This is a genomic window from Amphritea atlantica, from assembly GCF_900111095.1.
Lineage (GTDB): Bacteria > Pseudomonadota > Gammaproteobacteria > Pseudomonadales > Balneatricaceae > Amphritea > Amphritea atlantica.
Map to the genome: position 1 here is coordinate 198093 of NZ_FOGB01000004.1, position 26625 is coordinate 224717.

The 26625-nt window shown below is 51.1% G+C and carries 19 protein-coding genes; all 19 read right to left on the reverse strand.

Going from position 1 to position 26625, the window contains the following annotated elements; genetic code table 11:
• Nucleotides 1–4: 4 nt before the first annotated feature.
• Nucleotides 5–592 (reverse strand): hypothetical protein, encoded by a 588-nt coding sequence (locus tag BMY09_RS08815; protein ID WP_091356767.1) that lies wholly within the window; start codon nt 590–592, stop codon nt 5–7.
• On the reverse strand, nt 589–1176 hold the full coding sequence (gene gspM, locus BMY09_RS08820) for a type II secretion system protein GspM (protein ID WP_091356771.1): 588 nt from the start codon (nt 1174–1176) through the stop codon (nt 589–591). The genes BMY09_RS08815 and gspM overlap by 4 nt, the downstream gene beginning before the upstream one ends.
• Nucleotides 1163–2272, reverse strand: coding sequence for a PilN domain-containing protein (locus BMY09_RS08825; RefSeq protein WP_091356774.1), 1110 nt, complete (start codon nt 2270–2272; stop codon nt 1163–1165). Before BMY09_RS08825 ends, gspM begins: the two co-directional genes overlap by 14 nt.
• A gap of 76 nt (nt 2273–2348) precedes the next feature.
• Nucleotides 2349–4466: a S8 family serine peptidase gene (locus BMY09_RS08830; protein WP_091356777.1), complete on the reverse strand. Its 2118-nt coding sequence runs from the start codon at nt 4464–4466 to the stop codon at nt 2349–2351.
• Between the two features lie 16 nt (nt 4467–4482).
• The gene (locus BMY09_RS08835) at nt 4483–4944 is read right to left on the reverse strand and encodes a hypothetical protein (protein ID WP_091356780.1); all 462 of its coding nucleotides are present in this window, start codon (nt 4942–4944) and stop codon (nt 4483–4485) included.
• Between the two features lie 323 nt (nt 4945–5267).
• Nucleotides 5268–7727: an Ig-like domain-containing protein gene (locus tag BMY09_RS08840; RefSeq protein WP_091356782.1), complete on the reverse strand. Its 2460-nt coding sequence runs from the start codon at nt 7725–7727 to the stop codon at nt 5268–5270.
• 37 nt (nt 7728–7764) lie between these two features.
• Nucleotides 7765–9123, reverse strand: a complete 1359-nt coding sequence (locus tag BMY09_RS08845; protein WP_091356785.1) for a multicopper oxidase family protein — start codon at nt 9121–9123, stop codon at nt 7765–7767.
• Nucleotides 9124–9148: 25 nt separating this feature from the next.
• Nucleotides 9149–10375, reverse strand: coding sequence for a multicopper oxidase domain-containing protein (locus BMY09_RS08850; protein WP_091356787.1), 1227 nt, complete (start codon nt 10373–10375; stop codon nt 9149–9151).
• Between the two features lie 70 nt (nt 10376–10445).
• A complete protein-coding gene (locus BMY09_RS08855; protein ID WP_091356790.1) occupies nt 10446–16316 on the reverse strand; it encodes a right-handed parallel beta-helix repeat-containing protein in 5871 nt (1956 codons plus the stop codon).
• Nucleotides 16317–16605: 289 nt separating this feature from the next.
• Entirely contained in the window at nt 16606–18348 is a 1743-nt protein-coding gene (locus tag BMY09_RS08860) for a c-type cytochrome (protein ID WP_091356792.1), read from the reverse strand.
• 8 nt (nt 18349–18356) lie between these two features.
• The gene (locus BMY09_RS08865) at nt 18357–19133 is read right to left on the reverse strand and encodes an SCO family protein (RefSeq protein WP_091356794.1); all 777 of its coding nucleotides are present in this window, start codon (nt 19131–19133) and stop codon (nt 18357–18359) included.
• Entirely contained in the window at nt 19090–19584 is a 495-nt protein-coding gene (locus BMY09_RS22480; RefSeq protein ID WP_139203166.1) for a response regulator, read from the reverse strand. The genes BMY09_RS08865 and BMY09_RS22480 overlap by 44 nt, the downstream gene beginning before the upstream one ends.
• Before the next feature lie 312 nt (nt 19585–19896).
• A complete protein-coding gene (locus BMY09_RS08875) occupies nt 19897–21741 on the reverse strand; it encodes an ATP-binding protein (protein WP_091356799.1) in 1845 nt (614 codons plus the stop codon).
• Nucleotides 21738–23156: a sigma-54-dependent transcriptional regulator gene (locus BMY09_RS08880; protein ID WP_091356801.1), complete on the reverse strand. Its 1419-nt coding sequence runs from the start codon at nt 23154–23156 to the stop codon at nt 21738–21740. The genes BMY09_RS08875 and BMY09_RS08880 overlap by 4 nt, the downstream gene beginning before the upstream one ends.
• A 31-nt stretch (nt 23157–23187) precedes the next feature.
• A complete protein-coding gene (locus BMY09_RS08885) occupies nt 23188–24252 on the reverse strand; it encodes a sensor histidine kinase (RefSeq protein WP_091356804.1) in 1065 nt (354 codons plus the stop codon).
• The gene (locus BMY09_RS08890) at nt 24236–25174 is read right to left on the reverse strand and encodes a type II secretion system minor pseudopilin (protein ID WP_091356806.1); all 939 of its coding nucleotides are present in this window, start codon (nt 25172–25174) and stop codon (nt 24236–24238) included. The genes BMY09_RS08885 and BMY09_RS08890 overlap by 17 nt, the downstream gene beginning before the upstream one ends.
• Complete coding sequence (locus BMY09_RS08895; RefSeq protein ID WP_091356809.1) at nt 25164–25763, reverse strand: prepilin-type N-terminal cleavage/methylation domain-containing protein; 600 nt, start codon at nt 25761–25763, stop codon at nt 25164–25166. The genes BMY09_RS08890 and BMY09_RS08895 overlap by 11 nt, the downstream gene beginning before the upstream one ends.
• On the reverse strand, nt 25760–26146 hold the full coding sequence (locus BMY09_RS08900; protein WP_091356812.1) for a type IV pilus modification PilV family protein: 387 nt from the start codon (nt 26144–26146) through the stop codon (nt 25760–25762). The genes BMY09_RS08895 and BMY09_RS08900 overlap by 4 nt, the downstream gene beginning before the upstream one ends.
• Entirely contained in the window at nt 26133–26594 is a 462-nt protein-coding gene (locus BMY09_RS08905; protein ID WP_139203167.1) for a pilus assembly FimT family protein, read from the reverse strand. The genes BMY09_RS08900 and BMY09_RS08905 overlap by 14 nt, the downstream gene beginning before the upstream one ends.
• Nucleotides 26595–26625 lie beyond the last annotated feature (31 nt).

The window sequence follows — 26625 nt, forward strand, 5'->3', positions numbered from 1 at the left end:
CCTGCTACTGGTTATCCAACGGGCGCACGACTTTGCCATACTGACTCTGATTCATAAAAAGAGAGGAGGACCTGCTGCGCCCTGCCTGCGAGGGGGCTGCAGGTTTAATCAAAGGCATTTCAATTTTACGTCCATCATTACTAAACGTGACGCTATCCGGCGTTATCTCATCGAGTGTCCAGTCACTCAGCTTCATCCCGCTTCTCAGCGACTCATAGTTCTTCTTGCCGATAGCGCTGAAGAGGGCCACATTATCCTCTCCATTGATAATAATACCTGTGAGTATCCAGTCCTGTTCTGGTGTGCGGTCCGGTCTGCGGATAGCGGTCATCGCAGTGCTGATCTCCTGGGGTTTACGGGTGGAGTAAAACAGTGGCCGTTCACTGATCTCGAGAAACTGATCGATCTGCAGATCGGGTTCCGCAATTGATGGTAGCTCTGGAAGCGATGAAGGCTCGGAGAGCTGCTCATTTGACAGTTGTGTTGGCTCAGCAACCGGCATCATGAACTGAGCGCTAAGAATAGCGGTTAATATTGCCATTACACCCAGTTGCAGCAGGGTTAGCCGGGTCAGGTAGCGGACTGTGTTCATAACGTCTCCCTGCCGGTGGTGTAGCCCGTGAGGTTAAAGCGGATATCCAGTGGTGGCAATACCTGCCTGCGGGCGTAACTGGAGGTTCGTATCGGGGCGGAGCTTATGCTCAGGTCCTCGACATAGAGTCCGGGTTTGCTGGTTTCCAGAGCAAACAGTAACTCTTTCAGTTCATCGATGCCCGCCTTGTACTGAACTTTCAGGGTGATGCTGCGCAGTAACTGATCGCCACTCTGTTCTGCAGGAAGCCCCTGTGTACTGACGATCTGGCCGCCAGTGCGGGCAACAAGCTGCTTCAGATGCTGCTGTAATTTCGCGGACACCACCGAGCGGGTTTCGCCTTCCAGAAAGTAGGGCCTTAATGGGGAGTCCTGTTTCACCTGCTGTAGTAATGCTTCCTCGTTGGGGCGGCTGTTATTCAGATTCTGGTAGCGTTGCAGCTGAAATGTCAGGGTTTCGATCTGATCATTCGCCTGTTGATAGCGGCTGATAACCGGGCCGATGACCAGCAGGTAAAGCAGAGTCAGCACCGTTGCCAGTATCCCCAGAGCCAGATAACGTTGCTGCTGTTTATTGAGCTGCATGGCTTTCTCCCGGGCTCTGCCTGGCTGAGATCATAAAACGCTCTTTACCCGTGCGGGGGTCCTGAGTGACCGGTGAGAAAAAACTGACATCGGTGAGTTTGCCTGAGTTTTGCAGCAGAGCGATCAGCTCAGATGCATTGTCTGCTTCGCCCTGAATGCGCAGGGATCTGCCCTGCATCGACATCCTGTTCAACCATACCTCATCGGGTAACAACCGGGTCAGTTCGTCGATCAGTGACAGTACCGAACTTTGTTGCTGTTTTATATCGACATAGTTCTGCTGTTGTTGGAACAGCGTCTGTCGTTCATCGCGAATCTGAAACACCTCTTCGGCCTGGCTGCGCAACTGGGCGACCGCTTCAGTCAGTTGTTCTATCTGAGTCTGTTTCTGCGCCAGTGGCAGACTGACGGCGGTAATCAGTAACAGCAGATTAAGACTCACCAGCGCAAACTGAAAACGCAGGTAACGGGAACGGAGAGATGCTTCATCGGATTGAGGCAGCAGGTTAAGGTGGCTGTCATGCTGGTTGAGAAACCCCTGAGGTATGATCCTGTCAGGAGCGATGCCCAGCTGCTCCAGTTGATTGAGAATAGTCTGAAGTTGCTCTTTAGGGATCAGATATAACTCTGTATGACATTGCTCTTTTCCCGGTTCATCGGTAACGGGGCCGGTATCGAAGTATACCTGGTCAGCCCTGAAGGGGGTCAGACGGTCCATCTCGAAGCGCACGACATTGTCGATATAGTCGCGGGCGTTGCGGGGCACGCTGACACGGGTCTGCAGAATCATGTCATCAGCCAGACACAGGGTTGCGTTCTGAGCTTTCGCAATCACCTGTTTTAACGTCTCGGGCAGTGAACTTTTCTCCCATGGTGACGGGAGCATCCAGTGCTGCTGGCCAGCACTGATGCTAAGTTGCTGATCCTGTAGCTCCAGAATCAGACTAAAGCTGTCCTGCTGCCATCCCGCCCGGATTCTGGCGGGCAGCATCTGGCCTAATTGGCCAAACCACCAGCTGAGAGCGCTGGATAGTGCCGCAATGATCCCCCGAAACCTCTGAGTAAACAGGCCGGAAGTTGAGCTGTTTGTCGTCATCTGCTGGTAACCCCCCGGTTTTCAGCATCCGTTATAAGCAGCGGGCTCACTGCCAGCTGCAACCTCATTTATATCTCTATTTTACGCGTATAACCACTGTTGCAGGGTTAGAGCGTTTCTGCATTTTATCCCATACACGGTATCTGAATATTTCCCGTCCTTTGAAATTGTCGGCTGGCCTATAGGCAACCGTGCCATCAATGTTGACAGAAACAGTGCCTCCTTTATTGGGCTGTCGAACTATTCTGACGCTTGCCGGATCGATATTGCCATCAGCATCTCTGTCATTATCAAGAATATTGATAATCACTGTGTGATTCTTTTCAGCCCGGATCCGATCTTTTACCGCTTTCGGTGCAGTATTGTGTTTATGTTTATGTTTATGTTTTTCATATTTATCGTGTTTCTCTTTCTCTTTCTCTTTTTCCTTTTTGTGGTCTTTATGATCGTCGGAGATAATCTTGAGTGTTACTGTAGTCTCTTCACTATAGGTCTGACCATCACTGGTGACATAGACAAAGGTATCAAAATGAGCATCCTGTCTATTTTTGTAATAGAAACTTCCATCACTGTTCAGCTTCAGGGTGCCTTTTAACGGTGGTCGGATCAGGTGGGCGGTTAAGCTATCCTGATCAGCATCGTAGTCGTTACTGAGAACACCGTCTTTCGTCGTTACAAAGAGTTTTTCAGATTCACGCACCCTATACTGATCCGCTATTCCTATTGGGGCTGTATTGGTTGGTTTAGATAGTTCAAGTAAGCGCACGTATGCTGCCTGAGCATCTACCAGCCCGTAGCCGGTATTATCATCTGGACCTGAGATATCAATATCGGTGGCGGTCTCATTAATTGCCCGTTCAAGTTGAGCCACCGTTGCCGTGGGCACGGCACTTTTCAGTAGTGCCATTACACCGGAAACATGGGCTACTGCAAACGAGCTGCCACCGACCCACTCGGTATAAGGCTGGCCGCTACCGTAGGACATCCCGGTGGTCTGAACATCAATGCCAGGTGCTGCAACGGTTGGGAATACTGCGTTTGCATCACAGGGAGAGGGGCCCCGGCTACTGCTGCGGGCAACCACCAAGGAACCATCCGGATTTTGTTGCAGGGCACCCACCGACATAATCCCCGGCAGGTTCGCAGGACTCAAGCTGCTGTTGCTATAGGGGCCAGAGTTGCCAGCGGCAAAGGTAACGGCAATGTCTGAGTCTTTCAGAGCCTGTATATCCGCCTGAAACTCGGTATTGCAGGTTCCAAGCGTGCCGTATAACCCCCAGGAGTTATTGACAATATCGGGGGCATCATCGGTGCTGGGGTCCCCATCGGGATCTAGTGCCCACTGTAAACCCGCATGCAGGTCACTGAGAGAACCATAACCGGTACGATCAAAAACCCTGGCGGCGATCCACTGTGCATTCGGTGCCATACCCAGCGCGGTACCGGAACTGTCTCCTCCGAGAATCAGGCCGGTCACGTTGGTGCCATGACCAAAGCCATCAATGGGGGTGGTACTGCTGCTATGCATATCGAGCCAGTCGCTGCTGCCGCCGCGAAATCGTCCTGTCAGATCCGGGTGCTCACCATCAACGCCACTATCAATGATGGCAACAACGATATTATCCCCGGTAATTCCCTGACTCCAGAGAGAGGGAACATTAATACTGCTGACATTCCATTCCGGGGTTGAAGGTGGCGTATAAGCCTGCCCTGGTGCGGCGGTTAGCAGATCTGCTCTCAGAGAAGCGACCTGGGGCAGCTGTGATAGCGCTTCAACCATATAGGCGGGCAGGGTCAGTGCTACGGAGTTGATCAGCCAGAGGTCTTTAATCTGCCCCTGAGCAGAAAAATCCAGTAAAGGGTCGAGCTGTTTTCGTGAGTTTATCAGCTGTGCCCGAAGCGACTGAATCACTTCAGAGCGTAACAGCCTGCGCAGCTGCCTTCTTTCCGTTTTACTCAGCTGAGTGTCAGTTTTGAGTTGCTGACGAATCGCTTTGCGAATCTGCCGCAGGGTTTGCTGGCTGCTGTTCTGATCGTTAAATTGCAATATAATGGGTACCGGGTCAAAGCTTCCGGTAGCGTCCAGCTGCAGTTGTAACTCTTCTGAAATAACGGCCGCATGGCTGAGTACCGAAAAGAGCAGCGTTGCAGAGAAAAAGGCGGGTTTCAGCAAAGGCTTCAAATTAGTCTTCATGCAGATCTCTCCAACTTCAGCTGTTGCTGACCTTCAATCCGGGTATTTCAAGTTTGCCAATCTGAATACTGACCTCATCACCGATATTTACCTGGCGGCGGGGGTTGGCAAAGAAGATGAAATAGTTGGTATCAGCTCTGGGTTCTCTGGAAGACTGACGCAGAGGTCCAATCTTTGAAGGAGCCGGCACCTGCAGGTGATTGCCAGTACTGGTAACGATTAGTTGCGGTTTGATTGACCGGTCCAGCACTTTTTTAGCCTTGACCGGATCTGTCACTTTGTAACGAAAATCGAGCATATAGCCCGCGGCAGACTGACGCAGAGAGATGACACGGATACCCCACTGCTGTTCAAGCTCTGCCTGCACATTTTCAGGTAAAATCCCGGCTGCGACCGCTGGCTGAAGAAACTGCACTGCAAAACAGAGTAATAGTATTTTCAGCGAATGAAGCATGTTGATTCTGAAAAAGCTGTTCATCGCTTTTCCTCCCCCATTGATTAATCTTGGACTGTCTCCAATTCCATTACAGACAGTGTATTAATTATTAAGCAATTTACAGGCCGTATTGAAACTTATTCTTTAAAAGTTAAATTAAATCAAATGCTTGGCTGTGTATGCTTTTGGAGACATTATGTTGGCGGGTGGTATGTTCTGTTGTCTCTCTCATTTGCGACACAAGACCAGGGGGATTTTTGTTAAATATGAGAATATGACCCTGCTGATTTAAAACAAAAAAAGGGGAGCCTGATGGCTCCCCTTTGGCAAACAGCTATCCTTCCTGGACTCTGCTTGCTGGGGGGTTAGTTACTTATGACGTTTATTCTAACTTTTGCTAGAAGAGATATCTGCCCGCTGTCATCTCTGACTCTGTACTTGAATATGTCAGTACCGACAAAGTTGAGCGCTGGGGTAAAGGTTACTTCACCTGTCAGCGGGTTAATATCAGTTATGATACCTCCCTGTGTTGGATCTTTGACGATTATTACACTAGCCGGATCAATGTTGCCGGTATTATCAGTATCGTTGGCCAGAATATTGATCACTACTGGGGTGTTGATCAGAGTAGAGACCTGATCAAGCACTACAACTGGAGGCTCATTAACCGGTGGAGCACTTGTATCAACATTGATAGTAATGTTGCCTGAGGTTACACCACCAAAACCATCATCAGCCATATAGGTGGCTGTATCGGTTCCTGAAGTAATGGCTGGAGGCGTATAGATGAAACTACCGTCAGCGCTGATATTCAGGGTGCCTCCTAATGTCGTGGCTATTGATTGGGCCTGAACAGAAAGTGTGCTCATATCAGGATCGGTATCGTTAGCCAATACTCCAGGAGCAGCAACCGTTAGCGTTGAATTCAGGCGCAGATCCAGACTGTAAACATCGTTACCGGTAATCGGTGCGCTGTTAACGTAGGGTAAGCCACTACTCCAACTCATCGCAGCAATATCGGCATATACAGGTAAGCTGCTTGCAACAGACATATCCAGGCGTGTCTCCAGCAGACCGGTAGTGTTGTTAAGCCCGAAGCTGCCACTGTATAGGAGAATATCTGCATCAGTGGTGTTCAGTACCCCAGCCAAGGGACTTTGGTTACCAGCAATGCTGAATAACAACTTATTAGCATCAGGGTGTGTCAGAGCATCAATATTTGCTGTACCTGCAATAAAGTCACTACTCAGATCACTGCCATCAAACATGATTGCCCAGGTATGGGTAGCCTGGCTATAGCGCATTACATCTTCATCTTTAGCTGAGCCGTAAATACCCGGGACAATTGCAGAACCGGCTGTTGATATCTGCAGATCTCCATTAACATCAATACTTAGTGCATCAATATCTTCTGAATCTGTAGTCAGGTTAAGTTCTGCTCCTGTGTAGGCAATGCTGAACTCACTACCTAAATTAGACGGATCAAACAATACCAAATCTGAATCATCAACAGTTGTGGCAATACCGGGTACTGTTACGGGTTCACTGAAAGACAACATCATCCGGCCATCAGCGTAGACATGCAGTGCATCGATATTTGCCATAGTTGTGCCATCTGATGCCTCCACTAGGTTGTAAAGGGAGCCATCCAGCACCATAGCCCAGGCTCCGGTTGCCGGATTGAAGCTTACAACGTCACGGTTCTCGACACTTAAACCACCCACAACGGTCGTACCGTTTCTGTGTGTGAGGTTAGCAAACATGGAAAAGTAGTAGAGAGGGTCACCGGTAGTTGCATTTCCGGAAACGATGAACTTGTTTACCAGACCACCACCTACACCACCGGCAATAGTGGTGTTCAGTCGACGATCAAACAGCGACAGTTTCGTAGAACCTTCACCTAAGGTAACCAACCCGTCCTTTGACTGTCCAGGTGCCAGATTCACCGAATACTGGCGGCGAGGATAGGGGTAGGGGTAGCCAGACTCTGCAACCAGATCCATCGTGTCGCCCAGCAGCATTGGTGCGAGGGTGTCAAGATTCATATTGATCATCCGCAGCAGCGTGGTAGTGCCGGCCGGACCGATATCTTCAGGTAAACTGCCAACATTGTAGGTTGCCCCGTTGACCAGAAAATATTTTGGCTTATAGACGACAGTACTTGTCATCGCACACTCATAATTCCCGGTAGCAGGATTGAGAGCTGGATTAGCACAATTAGCGCCATACTCGCCGTTGTTGACTGCTTCATGCAATACAGGATCGATGGCGCTATAGATCAGCACCTTATCCTGATCGTAGGTGACGCCAGGGTAGGCAGTATTTGCGGCTTCGTTATGGATCATCGCCCCATACAACCCCATCTGGACCTGAACCTGAACATGGGTCCCGGACTGGTAAGGGTAGGTACCGGGTTTAATGTTGTTCCAGGTATACACGCCGGTGGTTCCCGGGGCCGTTTCAGCGACAAAAGAACGAATTCTGTCCCGTCCCTGTGGATCTGTGAAGGTCACAGGCGTTCCGCCAACTGAGGGTAGACCCTGACCCGGAACCATCACCGATGTGGCATCGTTGGGCAGGGTGTTACGCAGATTAATCGTCAGCGTAGAATCACCCACGGGTACATCCAGTTGAGGCCCTGGTACCGTCGCGTTACAGGTTCCGCCGGTATCAATTCCATATCCCCACATACGCACGGCGAGTGGTACCGATGGAATGTTTGTTTGTGTTTCGCCTACGCACAGGTCGTAGGTTGCCGCTTGAATCGAACCAGATGTCAGCATCAGGGATCCGATTAGCAAAGCGGAGTGTCTCAGGATATTCATAATAAGACTCCTTTTCCTTAATTCTCTGATGCCAACCCTATGGGATTGGTACGCCAGGTGGTTCAACAATCAGCATCGTCATCATGCCGCCGGGGAAGATATCGTTGTTGACCAGCTCTTTCTCTGTGTGGGAGTGCCACATAAAGAACAGGCCACCGTTAAGGTTCAGACCGCCTTCACCAGGAGGCAGGGATTCCATCGAGCCCAGATATGGACTACCGCTGTAGAAACCACCGAAGGTCAGGTCAAGGTTTTCAGGAAGATCAACGGGAATCGGAGCATTGTGGTAGCGACAATCCTCAAAGCTAACAGGGTCAGTTGAATCACTGGCGGTCTCCTGACCGTTGCAAAGTGATCCATCGCCCGCGGTGTGACCGTAAATATCCCAGCCCATGTTTCTGCCGGTCCACTCGAAGATTGCATCATAGGTGGCGCCTGGCAGAACCTGCTGCGTATAGTCACCAAATGCCAGATCAGCACCGACGGTGGCAGCATTGGCCGGATCACTGGTCAGCACCTGACCATCACGGGCGATCTGCAGGAAGTGGTTACCATGGGTATGCAGCGGGTGCATATCGTGGCCGGCACCGATAATCCGCAACAGGACTTTCTCACCCGGATGCATCCGTGTCAGAGAGCCGTAGGGCTGATGAGGCATCCAGGCAACATTATGATCGAACATGGTGTCAGGGCCGTTGCGGCCATTCATAAACCACAGTACCGCGTGATAGTTGCTGGTATCAGGCTGCAGACCCAGATCCACGGCCTGATGGATAGCGGTATCCATTTCGGTCAGGAAGTAGAGATACTCGTGATCATAGGCAGAGTCGGCATTATTGTATGCCTGGCTATCCGGGTTGGTCGCAGGGCGAACGATGAGAGCCCCGCTCAGCCCCATTTCCACCTGTAGGTCAGGATTGGAGCCACTGTGGTAAAGGTAGGTTCCGGGTTTACTTGCAGTAAAGCTGTAAGTCACCGTTTCACCGATACTAGCCTCCTCTGTCAGTACAACACGGTCTGTACTGCCATCAATATTGAGATCATTGGATACCACGGCTGCAACATTCTGCATGCCTGGGAATACCATTGACACCGGCTCGGCGATATCGGTATTGGTCAGGTTAATGGTGACCGCATCACCTTCATGGACAATGATAGTGGGACCGGGATATTGCACTTCAGTTGCTGCATTATCCAGGTCACCGTAGGCCCAGATCAGCAGGTTGTCGCCGTCAGGGGTGCTGATGGCTGCGGCTGCGGCTTCCAGGTTGAAGGTTTTCTGGTGGCCATCGGTGGTAGTACCCTCGATACCCATGATCTCTGCCTGCACCGTCAGGCTGGTGGCTGAAAGCACCAGCGCGCTGGTCAGTGCGGCAAAGCTGCGTAATAGTTTCATGATAATTCTCCTTGCCTGCTCAGACTCAGTTGACAATGATTTCAGTCATCATCCCGCCAAAATCTTCATCACCGTTACTCAGGTAGTTGAGGTTACCTGTGTAGAGGTAATACTTACCGGCAGCGACATCGGCCGTATCCAGAAGCACATCAATCGCCTCACCGCCACCAAGGGTGACCGAGTTGGTTTTGTAATACAGTTTTTTACCATCGGGGCTGATATGCTGCTTGGCACCCATGCCCACCACCTGCATCGGAATGCCGAGCGTATTCAGTGAGTAAAAGCGAGTAACGTTCAGGTTGGAAAGCCTTAACAGAATTTTTTCGCCCTGAGTTGCCTCGATATGGGTCGATACCCGTTGTGTCTGGCGACCGGGTTTGAATGGAATGCCAGGATCAAGATAGCTGTCGACAGAGGGCAGCGATCCCTGAATCACGGTGTCGGGGTAGCCCCGGCCATTCATCATCGGGTAGTTATCCTCCATCTCTGCGAAGGGCAGGGGCTGAACCCCCTCACTGGCATCGTGGAAACGGGAGTCGAAAGAACCGATCTGAATCGGTACTTCAACATCGTAACCGGTAGAGCCATCACCATCGTTGTAGACAAATTTGTCGAAAATACGTCCGGAAGCAGCAGGATACTCAATGGGGGTGCCATCCTGTTTAGGATGCACATACAGGTTACCCAGCATACCCATCTGCATATGCTCGGTTGCCTCAACGTGGCAGTGATACATATAGGTACCAGGGTCCTGAACATTATAGTAATAGGTCAGGCTGGCCCCCATATTGATAGCTATTCCGGTATCCGGCAACCCATCAAACACCGATGAAGCGTTGGGAAAACCGTGGAAGTGTACAGTATGTGGGTCAAACAGGTCGGGCCGCATCACCATCCCCACGTTAGACAGGGTCAGGTAGAAGGGTTGCCCCTCCTTCAGGTCGATACTGGGTGCAGGAAATTCAGCACTCAGCACACCTTCAGACATTACTTGTCCGTCGGGTACACCGGTCATATTACCAAAGCCAAACATATACATTGGGCGATCATCGGCCATTTTGATATAGCCATCACCACCGGACAGGTGCATACATTTAACCGTAGAGTCTTCACCTGCATCAATATTATCCCCATCGCCGTTAAGGTCACCGGGGCACTGTGTATAGACGGTTGCGCTGGCCAGGCCGGCGCAGCTGATCATCGCACCGGCAATAACAGCTCTGACCATCAGACTGATTGCTTTCTTGTTCATGGTTTCGCTCCTTTAACTTTTGAGCTGATACCTGTCAGGGTGCGGCCGGCCGGGCCGGCCGCAGTGACTGTTATCGGATTTCCAGTGGGATATGCATAAGTTTACGGTTACCTATTCGCACGCTCACTTCGGTAACCCCGGTTGGGTCAGGACCCTGATCGACTGAATAGATCCAGCGACCAACACCGCCACCCAAATTCCAAGTAGCGAATGGCGTACCACTTGCGTTGCCATTCATGTAGAGGCGAACATCGGTTCCTGGAGGGAATGTTGTCCAACCGTTGATACGCCACAAGTAATCTCCATTATCCTGCAGAACCGTGATAGCTCGCATTACTGAGATATCTTTATTCAGCGTAACCGTCGCTGCATTTGTTAGCGGGCTTGCCGAGTCCTTGTACTGAAAGCTGAACTGACCAACAGACTCAGGTCCAGTAGGAGTACGGAAGGTGAACTGATTTGCATTAGTCTCATTCCAACTCAGTGAACCATTACCTGTTTCGCTACCTAGAACTGGAACTGAAGCGCCCCAGCCAAGATCATTGATGTCATTGTTCAGCAGGTAATTGATATTCAGGGTAAATGCCTGAAGATCTCCTAGGGTTCCTGCAATTCCTATCTCAATTACGTCGTCTACAGCCACGGGATTGGCTTCAGCTGCAATTTCTTCTGCACCGATCTCGGGGCCACTGCCATAGAATCGTGCAGTACCGTAGAAATCATTAGCCAGATTAACATTGCCAGTCAAAACATCTGCCAGACCGTTGTTAATAGCTAAATTGAGACGATTGTCTGCAAGGCGGTAGTTGCCTCGAAGCGTCGGATCCAGTGTAAGAGGACCGAAGCGGATATCGATAAAGTTTCCGCCTTCATCCAGGGCAGCAGCAATGTTGAGGCTGGTTGTCTGCTCTTGCTGCATCAGGGTCTGACCAGGCTGACCATTGGCAAGAGGATCGGTAAAGATCACATGTTTAGTTTTTGCCAGTTGATTGCCGTTACCTGCATATGCATTGTTTTCATAAGTTTTGGTCAGCAGAGAGTTTCGCGGATGCAGACTCAAAGCGGGGTCATCTACAACCGCAATATCGCTATACACTGGAGCATCACCGCCAGCTATATCGGGTACCAGACCAAAGGTCTGAGGTGCATTGGCACCATTGATAAACCAATAGAAGCTACGGTTACGCAGGATAATATTGTTCACCAGCTCCGGATCAGAAAAGCTCTGACCTGATACTGCTGCCAGTTCTGCAGTGTGGCGGTGTGAAGCAACACCTACACCCGGTTGTGGGCTGGACTCTCTGTTGGTACCCAGAGCTGGGTTCATCACCAACGCTGTGGTTGCCGTGCTGTCATTATAAGCAATAGTGTTGTGCACTATGCTAACTGCACTGGCGTCATGGATAGAGACACCACCACCGTCACGTCCGGCGACGTTGTTAACGATAATATTGTCATACAGCTTGATGCTGTGCCACAGGCTGCTGGTTGCAGGGTTCGCTTCAACGTCGGCGCCGTTAATAAAGCTCAGTTTGACACCGCCGCCGCTACCGGCACCGGCCTGGTTACCCATGATCATATTACCTTCGACCAGTACGGAACCAGATCCCGGAGTCTGAGCAACACCACCAACAGCGTTGGCCAGACCCTCTTTACCTGCGATGTAGATACCACCACCGTGTACCTCAAGACCCTGATTAAAGGTCTGGTTGTAAGCGATAGTGTTGTTGGCGATCACACCGTTGTTGCTCAGACCCAGATGGCCGATACCTGCACCGGAACCCATGCTGAAGTTACCGCAGAGCATGTTGCTGGTGATCTGATAGTTATCGCTGCCGGTATAGAGAGCTACACCGCCACCGACACCGCCGTTACCGCCGTTCTGGTTGATCTGGTTGTTGTGGATATTGATATTGTTGTTTTGAGCATCAACATGAACCGATGCATCGTTAACCGTGGTTACCAGATCAGGGTAACCAACACGGATACCACCACCGAAGTTACCGGAGTTGGTGTAGACTTTGTTGTTGCTGATCTCGAGGTTATCTACATAGCCACCGACAAAGATACCGCCACCATCGATGGCACCGGTGATACCCAGACCATCAATACGTGACTGGTTACCTGCATATTCACCGATATTACCTACGACAAGAATAGCAGGACCCTCTTCAGTACCGAAGATAGGCACCTGGTCGACGATATTCAGTCCACCCAATGTCTGACCTGGAAGCAGGTCAAAGGCCAGATCAACAGCCAGTTGATAAACCTTATCACGCCAGTTCTGCAGTTTGAGTGCAGGTGCACGTACCGCATTGATTGTGGTTGATGCCGCACCGAAGCCCTGCAGACGAACCGGCTTATGCATAATGACCAGCTCATGGTAATCCCCAGGAGAGACCAGAATCAGATCGCCTGGATTCGCTGCATCGATAGCATCCTGAATCGGAGTACCGGACAGGTTGTTGGTTGGATAGACAGTGGTAACGGATTCACCCGGTGCAAGAATATTCAGCGTAACGGAGTTAACAGACTTCTCTCCGGTAGCGCTGGTGATTTCCAACTGACCAGTTGATGCGTCTGCAGGCACATCGAAGGTTATTGTTTCGTTGCTCCAGATTGCATTGGTAATGGGGGTTCCACCCAGGGTTAAGGTGCCGGATGTGCCGAAGCCATAATCACGGGCAATTGTTTTCGTCGTGTTAGCGGTTCCATCAAACTCTGGGTTTGGTACCTGAACGATGCCCTGAGAGGTAATTGTGACGGTATCGCCGACATTCACAGCCGGACCCGTTGATGCATTATTGCTGGTTACCGTTAAGATACCGGGAGTCTGCGTTGGCAGTGCACAATCCAGGGCAAACTGGTTTGGACCTGCGAAAGCTGCTACAGGAACAACCGGGGTATCCAGATAGGTGGTTGAGCCAGGCATATACTGGAAGGTATAACAGAACTGGCTGTATTGTGGGTCATGGAATGGATCTGCTTCCAGTTTGCCGGTTGCCGGATTAAAGATCGGACTGGCATCGTTCATACATGCTGTCAGCATGTTAGGTGATACGCCAGTAGGCATCGGCAGGTTAACCGAATAGGTGGAAGGTAGCAGTGCGTTAAAGTGACCCCATTCATCGGAATAGGTACGCAGAATTTCACGGCCGGTCCAGTCTTTGAATGAGACTGGCAGCCATGGTGGCGCATATTTCTCACCAAAGTTGGGTGAGTTAGGGTCAAATTCGTTGGCAGTATCATCCAGAATACCACCGACAACATGCGCGGCGATTGGCACATCGGTGAACATAAAGAAGTCCGCTGCAGCGTTTTTACCGGTTGTCAGCAGTACTGATTTACGGTCACACAGAGGGCGGGTCTGGCCTGCAAATGGAGCCGCATCCGGAGTCGAACCGGTTACCAGAGGGGCACCATTAGCATCGGTCAGATAGCTCATATACGGTGGTACTGTGTGATTGTCACCAATACACTCAGGTGGTAGTTGAAGAGGAGCTGGTACATAGGTATCGCCGTAATCTACGTTACGATCTTCCTCTTTCACCAGCTCATATCCAGCCGGCAGAACCGCCTCAACGATATAGGCTCCCTTTTGCAGATCGCTGAAGGCATAACCTCCATCGAATACACCGTTGGTAATCTGGTTAAAGTTACGCAGACCATCATAGCAATCGGTAGTGAAATCACCATTCGGCGCAAGCTCGGGGTGTGCGGTAAAGCTATCTCCCTGGCAGGCTGTGGGATTGGAATCATCCCAGCTATCGGCATAGGTGACCTGAATTGCATCACCGAAATCGAAGCTACCGTTACCGTTACGGTCGGTGTCCTCTGGTCCGGGGAAGTTACCTAATGGGTAGAGATCAATATCTGGTGGTGTATGCTGAGAAACGCCGTTAACACGCGGGGCATTACCACCGCCAGCGGTATCAATCAGACCATCATTTTCGGCATCTTTATAGAGGTTAACCTGCACCCTTGGGATACCCGGTTCCCACTCTTCACCTACGGCAAAACGGGGGTCATTTTCTGCCCGGGTAATGGCGTAGTAGATAATACCTGAGATACCACCGTTTTCGCCGTCAGGGTAGTGTCTCTTACCAAATTCCAGGCGGTTGGTCTGGCCAAGGAAATCCTGCATCCCCAGTGTCAGAATCTGCCCCTGAAGGGTGGTTGACAGGTTGTTACCGGTATTTGGGTTAATGGCTGGGTCACCAGCGGTTGCTCCAATACAGGCGGTATCGCCCATATCTGCGGCGACATCAATACGTGCCTGAGTACAGAACTGAGGCTGTGGATTGAGCTTGTCGAAGGTTGGATCATCCCAGCCCGCATCGGGGCGTACTTCACCGCCGTTATCAACAACGTAGGTCACCCCGGTTGCTTTCAGGGTGGCAAAGTCGACCTCGGCTACCAGCCAGTGGAAGAATGGGAACACCTCGTCAAACGGTGCTTCACCTTCAGTATCGATGGGGAAGGACTGGTAGATTGTACCGTTACGGAAACGCAGATTAACCGCCGAGGCATCAGCTCCCAGATTTGTTTCGCCCGGATCACGGAAGCCGTTCTGGTTTTCATCGTTAAATATACCGGCGCTCAAGCGGGCAAACCAGTTGAAAACCGGCAGTTCAGCCAGATCAACCAGCGTGTTCGGAGTTGCAGGTACTGTGACATTCTTCTGCGCGATAACAATATCGAGGTTGGTATCCCAGATCGCAATGGTATAGTCGCCCGCAGGTACATTGCTGAAAGTGAACTCGCTGTTGTCATTACAGGGCTGAACATCAATAGCGCTCAGATTAGGCGCCCGGTTCAGACCGACCCAGCAGCCCGGTGTAGGATCGCCGTTATAGAACGCCAGCTCGGGTGGACGGGACATATGGTTGTTAACCACCTGGCCGGTAATGGTTGCGGTACCCGCGTTATCGGTTTTGTAAGCAGTATCTTCAACCTGCTTGGTGAAACCAAGAAAGGCGTGGAACCCGGGAGGACCGAACTCAACAAAGTAGGAGGGTTCATTCGCCGCAGGCCAGACATCAATCACCGCGGTACCTTCGATGGTGGAGGTTTGAATCCAGCCTTTGCCTGTAGGCGGCGTAACGATAACCCCATATTTTGCCGGTGGCAGGTTTTTAACAACGACGTAGCCATCCGCTCCTGGGTGGATGATGCCATCCCCCAGTGACACAATAATGGGAGAGCCATCGACGTCAAGCACAGCATTTCCCTGAGCATCGTATTGATACTCAGTACCCAGGGGGTTGCCGAAAGCGTCCTGAGTGACCGGACCACCGGTGGCACCGTAACGGCCACCTGCTTCTTCTACCAGCACCCGGAACTGAGTTGGATCAAAGTGACCACCGTCAGGCTCATTAATCCGTGAGGGGTTGATGCTGGTGGCAGGGTTCTCTTCTGGGAGATCCGGAGCGCCATTGATCGGGCTGAAATCTTCAAACACTAAAACAGAGAACTGCGCAGTGGGCAGTGGCAAAGGGTTTACAACCACCTGAACATCAGTGGCGCCCTCGTTAATTTCTGCTCCACCAATGGTATAACCGCTGTGGGGGGTTACGCTGAGGAAGTAGCGTTTTGCCGGGTCCAGATCAGGTGAGCTGACCGGCGATTGATTCCCCATTGCCGATTCACCTTTCGCGATGACCGGTGAATGGCTGCTATGGAAGCCTGTGGCAAGGGTATTTCCAGTTGCAACGCCTGGCTTTATGTTCCAGGTGTTATCCTCTTCGATCAGCCAGCGGAAGCCATCCACGGGCAGGAAATTATCAGGATTCGCAGGATCAGGTGTTACCACGTTAATGTTAACTGTCTGAGCCTGCACCGGTGAAACAGCGAGAAAGCTGGCGAAAAGCAGAGAGCAGCCTATCGCTGCCTTGTGTGCTCCATCACCGCATTGTCGCTTTAACTTTTTGAAACAAGACATGGCGTCGAACCCCCTCTTGTCGTTCTCTTTTTATGAATCATCGTAATGTCGGCTAGCAAAAAATGTCCCGATACTGCGACGTGAATAAGGTTAGCCTTGGCAAGTTACTACGCAAAAAGTGCACCATGTACGGAAATTATTTTTTTAACTTCTTTAAAAACAGTGTGTTGTATTGCTTTCTTTGGTAGGACTAGAGAGTGTTGCCTATAAGTAACACTTTGTTTCTCTCATTTGAGACAGAGCAGGGAGGGGGAATTTCTTAATATTGCAAAAAGCTGAGCTCGAACCTTTATCGCTCTGGCGCGGCCCAGTACTGACGTGTTTCTTCTGCAGAACCGTCGAGCTTTTTGAGGGGGATAAGATAACTGCCTTTTGATGCAAAGCGCTGTCCTGGCGCAAGAGTAAGGCGTTGATATACAGAGGTTTCCGGGCTGTTCTCTAACATATGTTCGATGCGCTCAATGAGGTAGTCCTGAGAGAAATTGCTGCGGATATGCATCATCGATTCAGTCAGAACGCTCAGTGCCAGGTAGGTGTTGGATTGTAACCTCTCATAGGGGGTTGCAATGCCCCGGGCATATAGCCAGGTTTTGCTGCGGATTCTCTGGCTAGTGCTGCCGGGCAGGCTATAGGGGTGGAGCAGCCAGCTTTGCTCGCTTAGCCATTCGGGTATCTGATCCAACTGACGATTCAGCAGTGTCGAGGAGAGAATGACTGTTGCATCGGTCAGGCCGGAATGCGCCGGTAGCTTTTTCAGTTCAGGTCCGGTAAGCCAGAGAATATACAGCGTATTGGCGCTATTCTCAGAAGTGCGAGAGGGGTTGTTGAGGTATGCAGAAAGCGTCATAGTCTCTGAAGTCATAGTCTCTGCAACAGGCGCATGGGATAGCGAGTTCACTCTGTGTGCCAGCGTCTTTGCTGCAACCGTTGAGCGAATGTCCTCGCCTGTCACCTGAATAACCCTGTTGTAGCGGCTATGCTGCTTCAGGAAGTAGATTACCCGGCGGGCTTCCAGGTTCATACCGGCTGAGAAGTAGATGCTGTAATGGCCAGGTGTGTCAGGCGGCAGATCGGTATTGGGAAACAGGCAGGGCAGGGCCTGAGCTTCACAAAATGCGCTGACGGGCGCCCAGCGCTGATGGCTGGCACCTCCGACAACTGCAAATACCGGGTTGGTGTCATAATACTGTTGCAACTGGGCGAACCAGGTTGACGGGTCGCCCCGTAATTCCCATAGATTCAGTTCCCAGTGGCGGTAGTTATCGTATTGCCAGTCTTTATGCCAGGGGGAATATTTTACCCGCCGTACCTCATGCCGGGTCTGGGCATTTTTCTCTTTAATAAACTGATTCAGAGTGCTGAGAAGCGCCTGCTTTTCCTCTGCAGAAACGTCATCCGTAACGATAGTTGCAAGTTGAAGGTTATCAGCACTGACGCCCGGTGGGGCAGAGTAATCCAGTGTGTTGAGGTAGTTAATCAATGCATCGGTCTGGGCGTCGCTTAACTGATAACGGGGCATCACTTTACTCAGCGTTTTGCCTGTCGAACTGATCCCCTGGGTGATTGCCATTCGCAGGGTCTCCCGGGTATAAGCGGGACGGGTATAAAAACCCTCTGTGCGCTCAGCGTAGAGTTCTCTCTGTTTTACCTCTATCGGCGCAAACAGTGTTGGGCCGGTAATATCGGGAACCTGATAGCCGCCTTCGCTGGTACCCAGACCGCTGTGGCGGTGACAGTTAGCACAGGCAAACAGTTCCCCCGGTAGAGACTGTCCCTGACTGAGTACTGAGATTGAGGAGCCATCCGATGGTCGGCCGGTCATAAACAGTGAACGCCCCTCGGAGGGTTGATTTCGTGCAAATTGATTTGCCAAGCCCGCCTCAGTTGCTGAGTCAGGTGTCAGTTGTTCAATGTCTGGCTGAGGAGATGCTGACTCTGCCTGAACGGTAGCCTGCCCGGCCTGCCCGGTGAGGGGCAGGCAGCCTATGACAACAACAAACGCTGCACTCAGTAAGGCGTTAATGACAGACATGGGGATGATCAGTGGCCCATCTTCATATGGTGGTACTCACTGACCAGCTGTTCACTGCTGGGGAAGCCATCGAGCCGGGTCCAGGGTTTATCAGCACTGGCGCGCAGATAAGTGACGGGCTCGTGGTTCATTTTACTGCCCCGATAGATATCAAAGGCTTTTTGCAGTTGAATACTGTCTTCTACTGAGCCGGTTATAAAGCTCCAGTTATCACGCGCTTCGAATTTTTTTGCGTAACGCTGCAATGCTTCTGGGGTATCCTCTTCCGGGTCTATCGAGATTGAGATCATGCTAAGGTCTTCCGCCCCAGCCAGTTCCCGGTTGACAATTGAGAATGTTGAGCTGAGAACCGGGCAGATTGTCGGGCAGGTGGTGAAGATAAAGTTGACCAGCACGGGCTTGTCGCTATTCAGCAGTTTATCAATCGCAACCGGTTCGCCATTCTGATTAAGCATGGTCAGGTGTGGGGCTTTATAGTCATGGTTGCTGCGCTGTACCTGGTCTTTCCCCGCCATGTTACTCATCATCGCTTTGTGATGAGCATGAGGGTCCTCTCCCTCAGTGGCCATTGCGTGACTGTCATGTGCACTGTGATCCATGTTCATCTCAGCCATCATCGCTTTATGTTGCGCGTGGCTGTCTTCGCTGTTCATCTCCATTGCCTGTCCGTGCTGGCTTGCTTCATGGGCCTGGAGTAATGAGGTGGATAGCACGGTTAATGCAGCCACTGTCAGCCCTGTTTTAACCGGTTTTGTGAGTAACGATCTGATCTGTTTTCTGTTCATGGCAATACTCCCCCGTTGAGTGCCAGTGTGCTGCCAGCGATGAAAACGCCAGCTCCTCTCTCAGGTAGTCATTTTCCATACTCAGACGCTGAAGTCTGAGTAGTTGTGAAACATTGATAAGCACCTCCTCCTGACACAGTGGTTCAATCAGAAAGTCACTTACCTGTTGCACAAACTCGGGGGCTGCTGCGGGGCTGGCGGTGGCTGATAAAATTGCAATCAGCTTTGCCATCGGCGCCCTGGCATGAAGTTTACGAACCAGCCGTTGTGGAGATATATTGGTCAATTCAGCCGAAAATATTATCAGTTGAGGCTGTTCCCGTCGCAATATCTTCATGGCCGAATGGCAATCACTGGCAAAAGATAAATGATTTCGGGTAGGCCTGAGCCAGGTAAATAATTTCTGCTGGTTAGAAGGTGATTCATCAATAATCAAAATTGTTGATGTCATATCACTGTCCGCCAATTGTCTCGTAGCTGATCATCCCCCCGAATGATTTACAGTCGTACCGGAACTCCGTTTCGGTACACCTGAGAATACTTATTGTCGTCTTGTTGCTTTTATAACTTACACTTTGCTTTTGAGCCCTGTTTCTGATCCTGCCACAGGGGCAGGATCCAGCGCTTATTGTTAATGGTTAATACATAAAGCAATACTTATTCCTGAAATGTTAACTTTATGTTTTATAGCTGTTTTATTTTCAATAGTAGTAATAATTCCTTTTTTTATCGCAGCTCTGATGCTCAATACCGGCCCTCATTATCAATTTTGAGATGCAAAGTAACTGCTGGATTTAGCCTGCTCAAGTACGGTGCGGATATCCGCTAAAGGCAGTGGTTTCGTCATCACTTTACGCACCCCGGCGTTCTGAAGCCGGGTGATCAGGTCGCGTTTCTGATCCCGTTTATCATTGGCTTGTCCGGTCAGGGCGATGATAGTCGTTCGGGCATGCCGCTTAAGAATCTCCTGACACAGGCTGATACCATCCATATCACTGATACGGATCTCTGTGAGCACGATATCGGGTTGCCAACTGGCAACTCTTGCCAGTCCCTCATTCGCCGTTTCAGTCAGTTCTACAACAAACTCATACTGTTCCAGATAGGCTTTCAGATTGGCAGCGAACGTGTGTTCGTCATCAATGACCAGAACTTTGGATCGCAGGCTGGATACCGTAGGTAAGATCACCGATACCGTGGTTCCTTCGCCCTCCTTACTGGTCAGCTCAAGGTGTCCGCTGTGATGCATGGCAATTCTTTGCGCCATCATCAGGCCAAGACCCAGCGCATGCTTTTTATTGCTGCTGAAGGGACGGAATACGTTCTTCAGCTGATCTTCCGAAATGCCCACACCATTGTCAGCAATATCGAGACGCAGATGATGTTTGTCGTGATGTTGTTGGCGTACGGTGATAATGCCGCCATCAGGCATCGCCTCGAGGCAGTTATCCAGAATGATTCCCAGCAGTTGACGCAGCAGGGCCGGGTCTCCATTAACCGGTGCGTAGGTTTCAAATGGCAGTAACTCAATAATAATACTCTGACGATTAGCCTGTTCACTGATCAGTTGCAGGCTCTCCTCAACCAGACGGTCAAACACTACCACCTGATTGTCAAAGCGGGATTCAGTTTCAGTAAACTGAATGAATTCTCCGATCCACTCCTGAAGTTTATCGACTGAGGTGATAATGTTTTCTGACATTTTCTGCGCACTGGTGGGGGTCAGCAGTGCCAGTTCAGCGCTGGAGCGAATCGAGGCCAGGGGATTCCGGATACCGTGGGCCATCGCCGAGGTCATCTCGCCGATGGTGTCCAGTGCTTCAGATTCAACAATGGCCTGTCGTTGACGTTTCATCGTCTTGCTGGCTTTACGGACGATGGAAAACAACACAATAAACAGAATGGTTCCAGCGATCAGTGCGCCAGACCAGATGAACAGTTTGATTTCGTACAGGCTGTGAAAGAGTTCGTCCGGGGTTTTGTATAGCTCTACGACAGCGACCACCTTACTCTGATCTGAGTTGAACAGAGGGATGTATATCTCAATGACCTGTTCAAGGGAGTGGGCAAAGTAGGCAAGATCCGTTTTATCGTTTGCTTCGTTCAGCTCGTTAACATCCTCCTGTTTGAAGATCAGATCACCTGTAAATGCCCGGGCAAGCTCAGGGTTATCGGTAAATGACAAACCGATCAGGTTGGGATCGGTCGCCCAGACGACGTCCATATCCGGTGAGTAGATCTTAACCAGCGGCGTATTGGGCAGTCGCCCGATACGTTGCAGATAGCCCGCCAGCCAGCGCTTATTATTGAGGAAGTCCTCCTGATAGGGACGGTCAGGCAGTCGTTCTGTTCCGGCGGCACTTTGAATAAACTGCTGGGTCACTCTGGCTTCTTCCTGCAACATGCGCATAGTGACAATATTGGTCAGGGTGAAGGCACCTACCAGGCTTATCAGAGCAATGGTAATAAAGCTGAGCAGAGTAAAGGTGCGCAGCAGATCCGATTCACGATGAGCGATCAGACGGTTGTTCTGTGAGCTGCTTGAAACCTGCTGTGAGGGCAGGTTGGTGGCCGGAGGATCCTGCTCCGGTATCTGGGGCTGATTCATTTTTCATCACCGGATGGAATTGGGCCTATAACACTTTTGGAAGAACGGGCTACATAGCCTTTTAATCCCAGTTTATCGAGTTGCCGGTACAGGGTTGCTGTCGATAATCCAAGAAGTCTGGCTGCCGATTCCCGACAGCCTTCGGTGCTTTCCAGGGCGGCGACAATATGCTGTTGCTTGAACTTCTCCACGGCGGTATTCAGGTCGGCAAGAGAGCCGCTTTCATCCAGCTGCAGGTTAGCCAGATCACTGTTTTGCAGGGCCAGATCCCTCACCCGGATAGTGTTGTCATCGCACAGCACTGCGGCACGTTCAAGGATGTTCTTGAGTTCCCTGACATTGCCCTTCAGGGGCTGATTCATCAGGTGGTGGATTACATCATTGTCGATATCCATGACCGGTCGTTTCAGCTCAACCTTGAGTCGTTTCAGAATCAGTGACACCAGCGCCGGAATATCTTCCATCCGTTCACGCAATGGCGGAGTCTGCAGGTTAACCACATTGAGACGATACCAGAGGTCTTCACGAAACTCGCCATCGGCAACCATCTGTTCCAGGTCCCGGTGGGTGGCGCAGATAATCCGGGTATCAACCGGCACCGACGTGTCGCTGCCCACCGGATAAACCTGGCTATCTTCCAGTACCCTTAGCAGTTTGCTCTGAATCTGCAGCGGCATCTCGCCAATTTCGTCGAGAAACAGTGTGCCGCCCGAGGCCATCCGGAAAGCCCCTTCACGGGTCTGATTGGCACCGGTAAATGACCCCTTAATATGACCAAAAAGATAGCTTTCCACCAGGCCATCGGGAATAGCAGCAACGTTAACCGGGACAAATAAGCCCTCTGCATTCTGGGATTTCAGATGTATGGACTGAGCTACCAGCTCTTTACCTGTACCACTTTCCCCCTGAATCAGAACGTTAGTATTGGTAATAGCGACTTTGTTGATCAGACGCCGCAGCTCACAGATCTGAGGGCTGCTGCCTGCCAGCATCTCAAGGTTTTCTGAATCCTGATGCAGCCTGTTACGCAGGTTGGCGTTTTCATTCAGTAATTGTTTGTACTGCAGGGCGTTGGCTACTTTGTGCTCTATCTCCTGCAGAGGGAAGGGTTTGATGATGTAATCATGCGCACCACAGTGAAAAACGTCCAGGGCAGTTTCTAGCGAGCTATACGCGGTCATTACCAGAATGATACTGGAGGGGGCGACCTCTTTGATATGCTCTATCAGTTCGGTGCCGTTAGTATCGGGCAGACGCATATCACTCAGAATCACATCATACAGATGCTCAGCGAGTAATGCTTTGGCCGTTGCTTTGGAGTCGGCCGAATCTACCTGATAGCCTTTGCTACTGAGAAATTGGTTCAGGTTCTCATTCAGAACCGGTTCATCTTCGATAATCAGTATGTCACTCATTTAAAACTCCCTTGAACTCGGTACAGACCTGTTAGCTATCATCTCTTTCTCGACAGCATTGTGCGGGGAAGTTCAGCAACACCCGGGTTCCCCCATCAGAGGTACGGGAGATGCTCAGGCTGCCCTGGTAACTTTCGATAATCTGGCGTGTGATCATCAACCCAACTCCCATACCCCGGCTATAAAGATCGTTTTGCGCCAGGTTTTCGGGATTCAGGTTGCGTCCGCTATTAGTAAAACTCAGGCTGATTCCGCCCTGTTCGTCTGGCGTGGCATCAACAGCTATCCGGCCACCTTCGCCGGCTGCTTTTATTGCGTTGTCACAGATGTTGTCCAGCAATAATAAAAGGTGTTTTTCGCTGATATCCAGCAACGGCAGGTTGGGATCGACAGTATGAAAAATCTCGGTTTCCCTGCCTTCAGGGCAAAACTTCAGCAGATTCAGGGTGCTGGGAATGAAACTGTTCAGATCAATACTGCGACTGTCGAACGGTGAGCTTTCGGTCATAATTCCGGACAGTTCCCGCAATATCGCTCTGATTCGGCTAACCAGCTCCAGGCAGGTTTGAAGGTCCTGATCGGGTTGTTTCTGCCGGCTCTGCATCAGTTCAAGCTGACTATAGAGTGAGCTGACCGGATTGCTCAGCTCATGGGTAATTCCGGCGGCCGTCATGCCCAGGCGGTAGAGCTTTTCAGGAACGCCTTTCAGGCTCTGATGATTGAGAGATTCAGTCGGGTCTTTGATAATGATAACGGCGCCATGTTCTGGGTGGCTGACCGGGTAGATATCGACTTCGACATCGGCGTTGTTCTGTTGCAGAAAGATTATCCGGCCCTCTGCACAGATTTTCTGTTCCATTGTCCAGCGCACACTGCTGGTAATGGTGCGACGCTCATCCTGTTTACTGTTGATGCTTTCAATATCTTTCAGGTTGCGTCCAACGTTGCAGAGTTTTAAGCCGGTTTCATTGGCTTCAATGATATTGAGATCGGCATCGACCATCAGCATCGCATCCTTGCTGCGCTGAAACAGCAGGTCCCAGCCAAGCAGAGGCCTGTCGTCGGTTTCATTTCCGTTATTATTGTTTGGTAGCATTACTACCCCCTTGTTCTGGCAGCAGGTTGGCTGCCATTTCTGTCAAGCCGGGAACTGAAAAATCCCATGCGAGTATATGAAAAGGCTCTCTGATGTTGCCGGGCTGGAGCGCGATGGTGGACCTGAGTTGAATGCCACTGAGGCCCGGTTTTTCAACCCGGGACGTTATTTCCAGAATACGACTGCTGGCCGCATTGAAAAAGCGTCGTGGTTGATTGGTAGATACCCCCAGTGCCACTAACATCTCAGGCCGGGCCGCCGCCATATCAATGCCGTTTTGTCCCGAGTAGATCGTAACCAGAGGTTGTAATCTAAGAAAGATGGCTTTGGTCATCCCCATCACCCGCTGTAACTCCGAAACGCTTTTAAAGGGTTGATTGGTGGGCAGAAACGGACGATTAGCCGACAGATAATCACGCCGCTCGGCACCATTCAGTCGTACCAGCTCATCGCCATCACGCCAGTCGAGAATCCGGTCAGTCAGGGTATCAGCCAGTTGGGGATCATCAACTACCCCCTGCATGATCTTGCGTAACAGAGGGTCTGATATCTGATTGATATCGGCCTTGCCCGCTTCGCTGTATAGGGTGTTGTTTAGCGTAAACCCGTTGTAAACCGGTAACTCACTCACCTCGGTTTCGGTATTCTCAGAGCCTGGTTGAAGCTGATGGCTCAACAGGTTATACAGGGTCAGATGAATCGCTGCTTCTGCAGCATAGCGAGCCTGTGCCTGATTTAACCATTGTCGGGTTGTATCGCTGTTGGAACGCTGGCTGGCGACCAGGCTGCCAGCGAGAAGAGAAAGGATCGTGACCACCCAGAGCACGCTGAGCAGGGCGACACCGTGCTGATTAACTAACCCCGGACGGTTGCTGCGTTGCTGTATCTTTGTCAGCCATATACCTCTTTTTTCAGATCGCATGCCGGTGCCTCCTGGGTTCAATAATCAGGGGAAGCCAGTCTGACTGCCCGGTATCGGGCTGAAAGATGCGGATCAATTGGGGGAGGCGGTTCTTATAAGGCCAGCGCTCTAACCAGTTTATATCGTTGCCGGCGGAGTCACTGTATTCAAACTGCAGCGGGCTACTGGTTGCCAGGGTCAGATGTTGTTGCTGCTCCGGATTATCGGTTCCATAGGGGGTGATCTGGATATCAAGCTCTGCGGGTTCATTTTTCAGAGTCACCCGGTAGCGGTACAAACCCGCATCACCCTGCAAAGGGGAAAGCTCAGCGACAAATTCAATACTGTCTTCATTACCCTCAAATGCGATCGGGCTGTTACGGGTCTGACTCTCCTGAATCAGCAAACTGTTTTGCAACTGCTGTTGCAGGTGCCGTCGCAGCAGGTATTGTTGTTGTTCACTGTCACTGTGAACAGAGACCATGCGCCAGCTGCGAATTCCCTGATAGAAACTGCCATAAACAACCGTCAGCAGGATGGTGGTGATGACCATTGCAACCAGCATCTCCAGCAGGGTAAAACCAGAGTCTCTGTTTCTCGCCCTGTTCATGAACGGGCCCCCAGGCGCAGTGTTTTTAATATCACCGGGAAATCCTGGCGTTCACCCCAGCTCACCTGTACCTCAATCTGATAGAGCATAAAAGGGGAGCGCAGCGGTTGTTCAGTGCCGTTTTCCCAGGGGGTGATACTGGCCCGCCAGCGATATTGGGAGACCTCACCCTCAAGGTCATGGTCGCGTAACGGGTCGCTGGCCAGTTGCTCCATAGTGCTTTCCGCAACCTGCAACGCATTGCGATAGTCTGAGTTGACCGAAGCGCTTTTGGCCGCGCCGGAAAACAGGTTGAGAATGACTCCCAGAGTCAGTGCTGCGATAACCATGGCCACCAGCACTTCCAGCAGGGAGAAGCCCCGCTGCATTTCAGAGCGCTGCATAGCTTACCCCTCCGGTCAGCCAGTTGATGCGGAACTCTGTCCGGCGTGGCTGAGAGTCGCGTTGCTGAATCAATTGCAGCGCCGCGCCGTTACTGCCCGCACCGGGGATAAACAGTATGAATCCATCATCCAGGGGTTGATGCTCAGCGTCTGCAAACACCAGTTCACAGTCCTCTGGCCAGCTGAACACCGGTACACCGGTATTATCGATCAGACTGCGGTCGCTGTCTGACAGTTGTAGCCTGACTATCTTGCCTGTGGCACTGGCTCTGTTGCGTGCCTGATTAAGAGAGGTGTTGAGGGCATGCACCTGTTGCTGAAACTGTGCTCCGGCAAAGGCGGAGCCAAAACGGGGTACAATCAGTGCAAGCAACATCCCTGCTATGGCCATAACGACCAGCATTTCCAGCAGGGTAAAGCCTCTTTGTGGCACTGAATATGGTTGCACTGTATCCCCCGTTTTGTCTGTCAGGCGCTTA

Coding starts and splice junctions, on each gene's coding strand:
- BMY09_RS08875 (WP_091356799.1), bottom strand. CDS start 21,741: ATGAATCAGCCCCAGATACCGGAGCAGGATCCTCCGGCCACCAACCTG.
- BMY09_RS08815 (WP_091356767.1), bottom strand. CDS start 592: ATGAACACAGTCCGCTACCTGACCCGGCTAACCCTGCTGCAACTGGGT.
- BMY09_RS08830 (WP_091356777.1), bottom strand. CDS start 4,466: ATGAAGACTAATTTGAAGCCTTTGCTGAAACCCGCCTTTTTCTCTGCA.
- BMY09_RS08865 (WP_091356794.1), bottom strand. CDS start 19,133: ATGAACAGAAAACAGATCAGATCGTTACTCACAAAACCGGTTAAAACA.
- BMY09_RS08845 (WP_091356785.1), bottom strand. CDS start 9,123: ATGAAACTATTACGCAGCTTTGCCGCACTGACCAGCGCGCTGGTGCTT.
- BMY09_RS08860 (WP_091356792.1), bottom strand. CDS start 18,348: ATGTCTGTCATTAACGCCTTACTGAGTGCAGCGTTTGTTGTTGTCATA.
- BMY09_RS08890 (WP_091356806.1), bottom strand. CDS start 25,174: ATGCGATCTGAAAAAAGAGGTATATGGCTGACAAAGATACAGCAACGC.
- BMY09_RS08825 (WP_091356774.1), bottom strand. CDS start 2,272: ATGACGACAAACAGCTCAACTTCCGGCCTGTTTACTCAGAGGTTTCGG.
- gspM (WP_091356771.1), bottom strand. CDS start 1,176: ATGCAGCTCAATAAACAGCAGCAACGTTATCTGGCTCTGGGGATACTG.
- BMY09_RS08900 (WP_091356812.1), bottom strand. CDS start 26,146: ATGCAGCGCTCTGAAATGCAGCGGGGCTTCTCCCTGCTGGAAGTGCTG.
- BMY09_RS08895 (WP_091356809.1), bottom strand. CDS start 25,763: ATGAACAGGGCGAGAAACAGAGACTCTGGTTTTACCCTGCTGGAGATG.
- BMY09_RS08835 (WP_091356780.1), bottom strand. CDS start 4,944: ATGAACAGCTTTTTCAGAATCAACATGCTTCATTCGCTGAAAATACTA.
- BMY09_RS08840 (WP_091356782.1), bottom strand. CDS start 7,727: ATGAATATCCTGAGACACTCCGCTTTGCTAATCGGATCCCTGATGCTG.
- BMY09_RS08880 (WP_091356801.1), bottom strand. CDS start 23,156: ATGAGTGACATACTGATTATCGAAGATGAACCGGTTCTGAATGAGAAC.
- BMY09_RS08850 (WP_091356787.1), bottom strand. CDS start 10,375: ATGAACAAGAAAGCAATCAGTCTGATGGTCAGAGCTGTTATTGCCGGT.
- BMY09_RS22480 (WP_139203166.1), bottom strand. CDS start 19,584: ATGACATCAACAATTTTGATTATTGATGAATCACCTTCTAACCAGCAG.
- BMY09_RS08855 (WP_091356790.1), bottom strand. CDS start 16,316: ATGTCTTGTTTCAAAAAGTTAAAGCGACAATGCGGTGATGGAGCACAC.
- BMY09_RS08885 (WP_091356804.1), bottom strand. CDS start 24,252: ATGCTACCAAACAATAATAACGGAAATGAAACCGACGACAGGCCTCTG.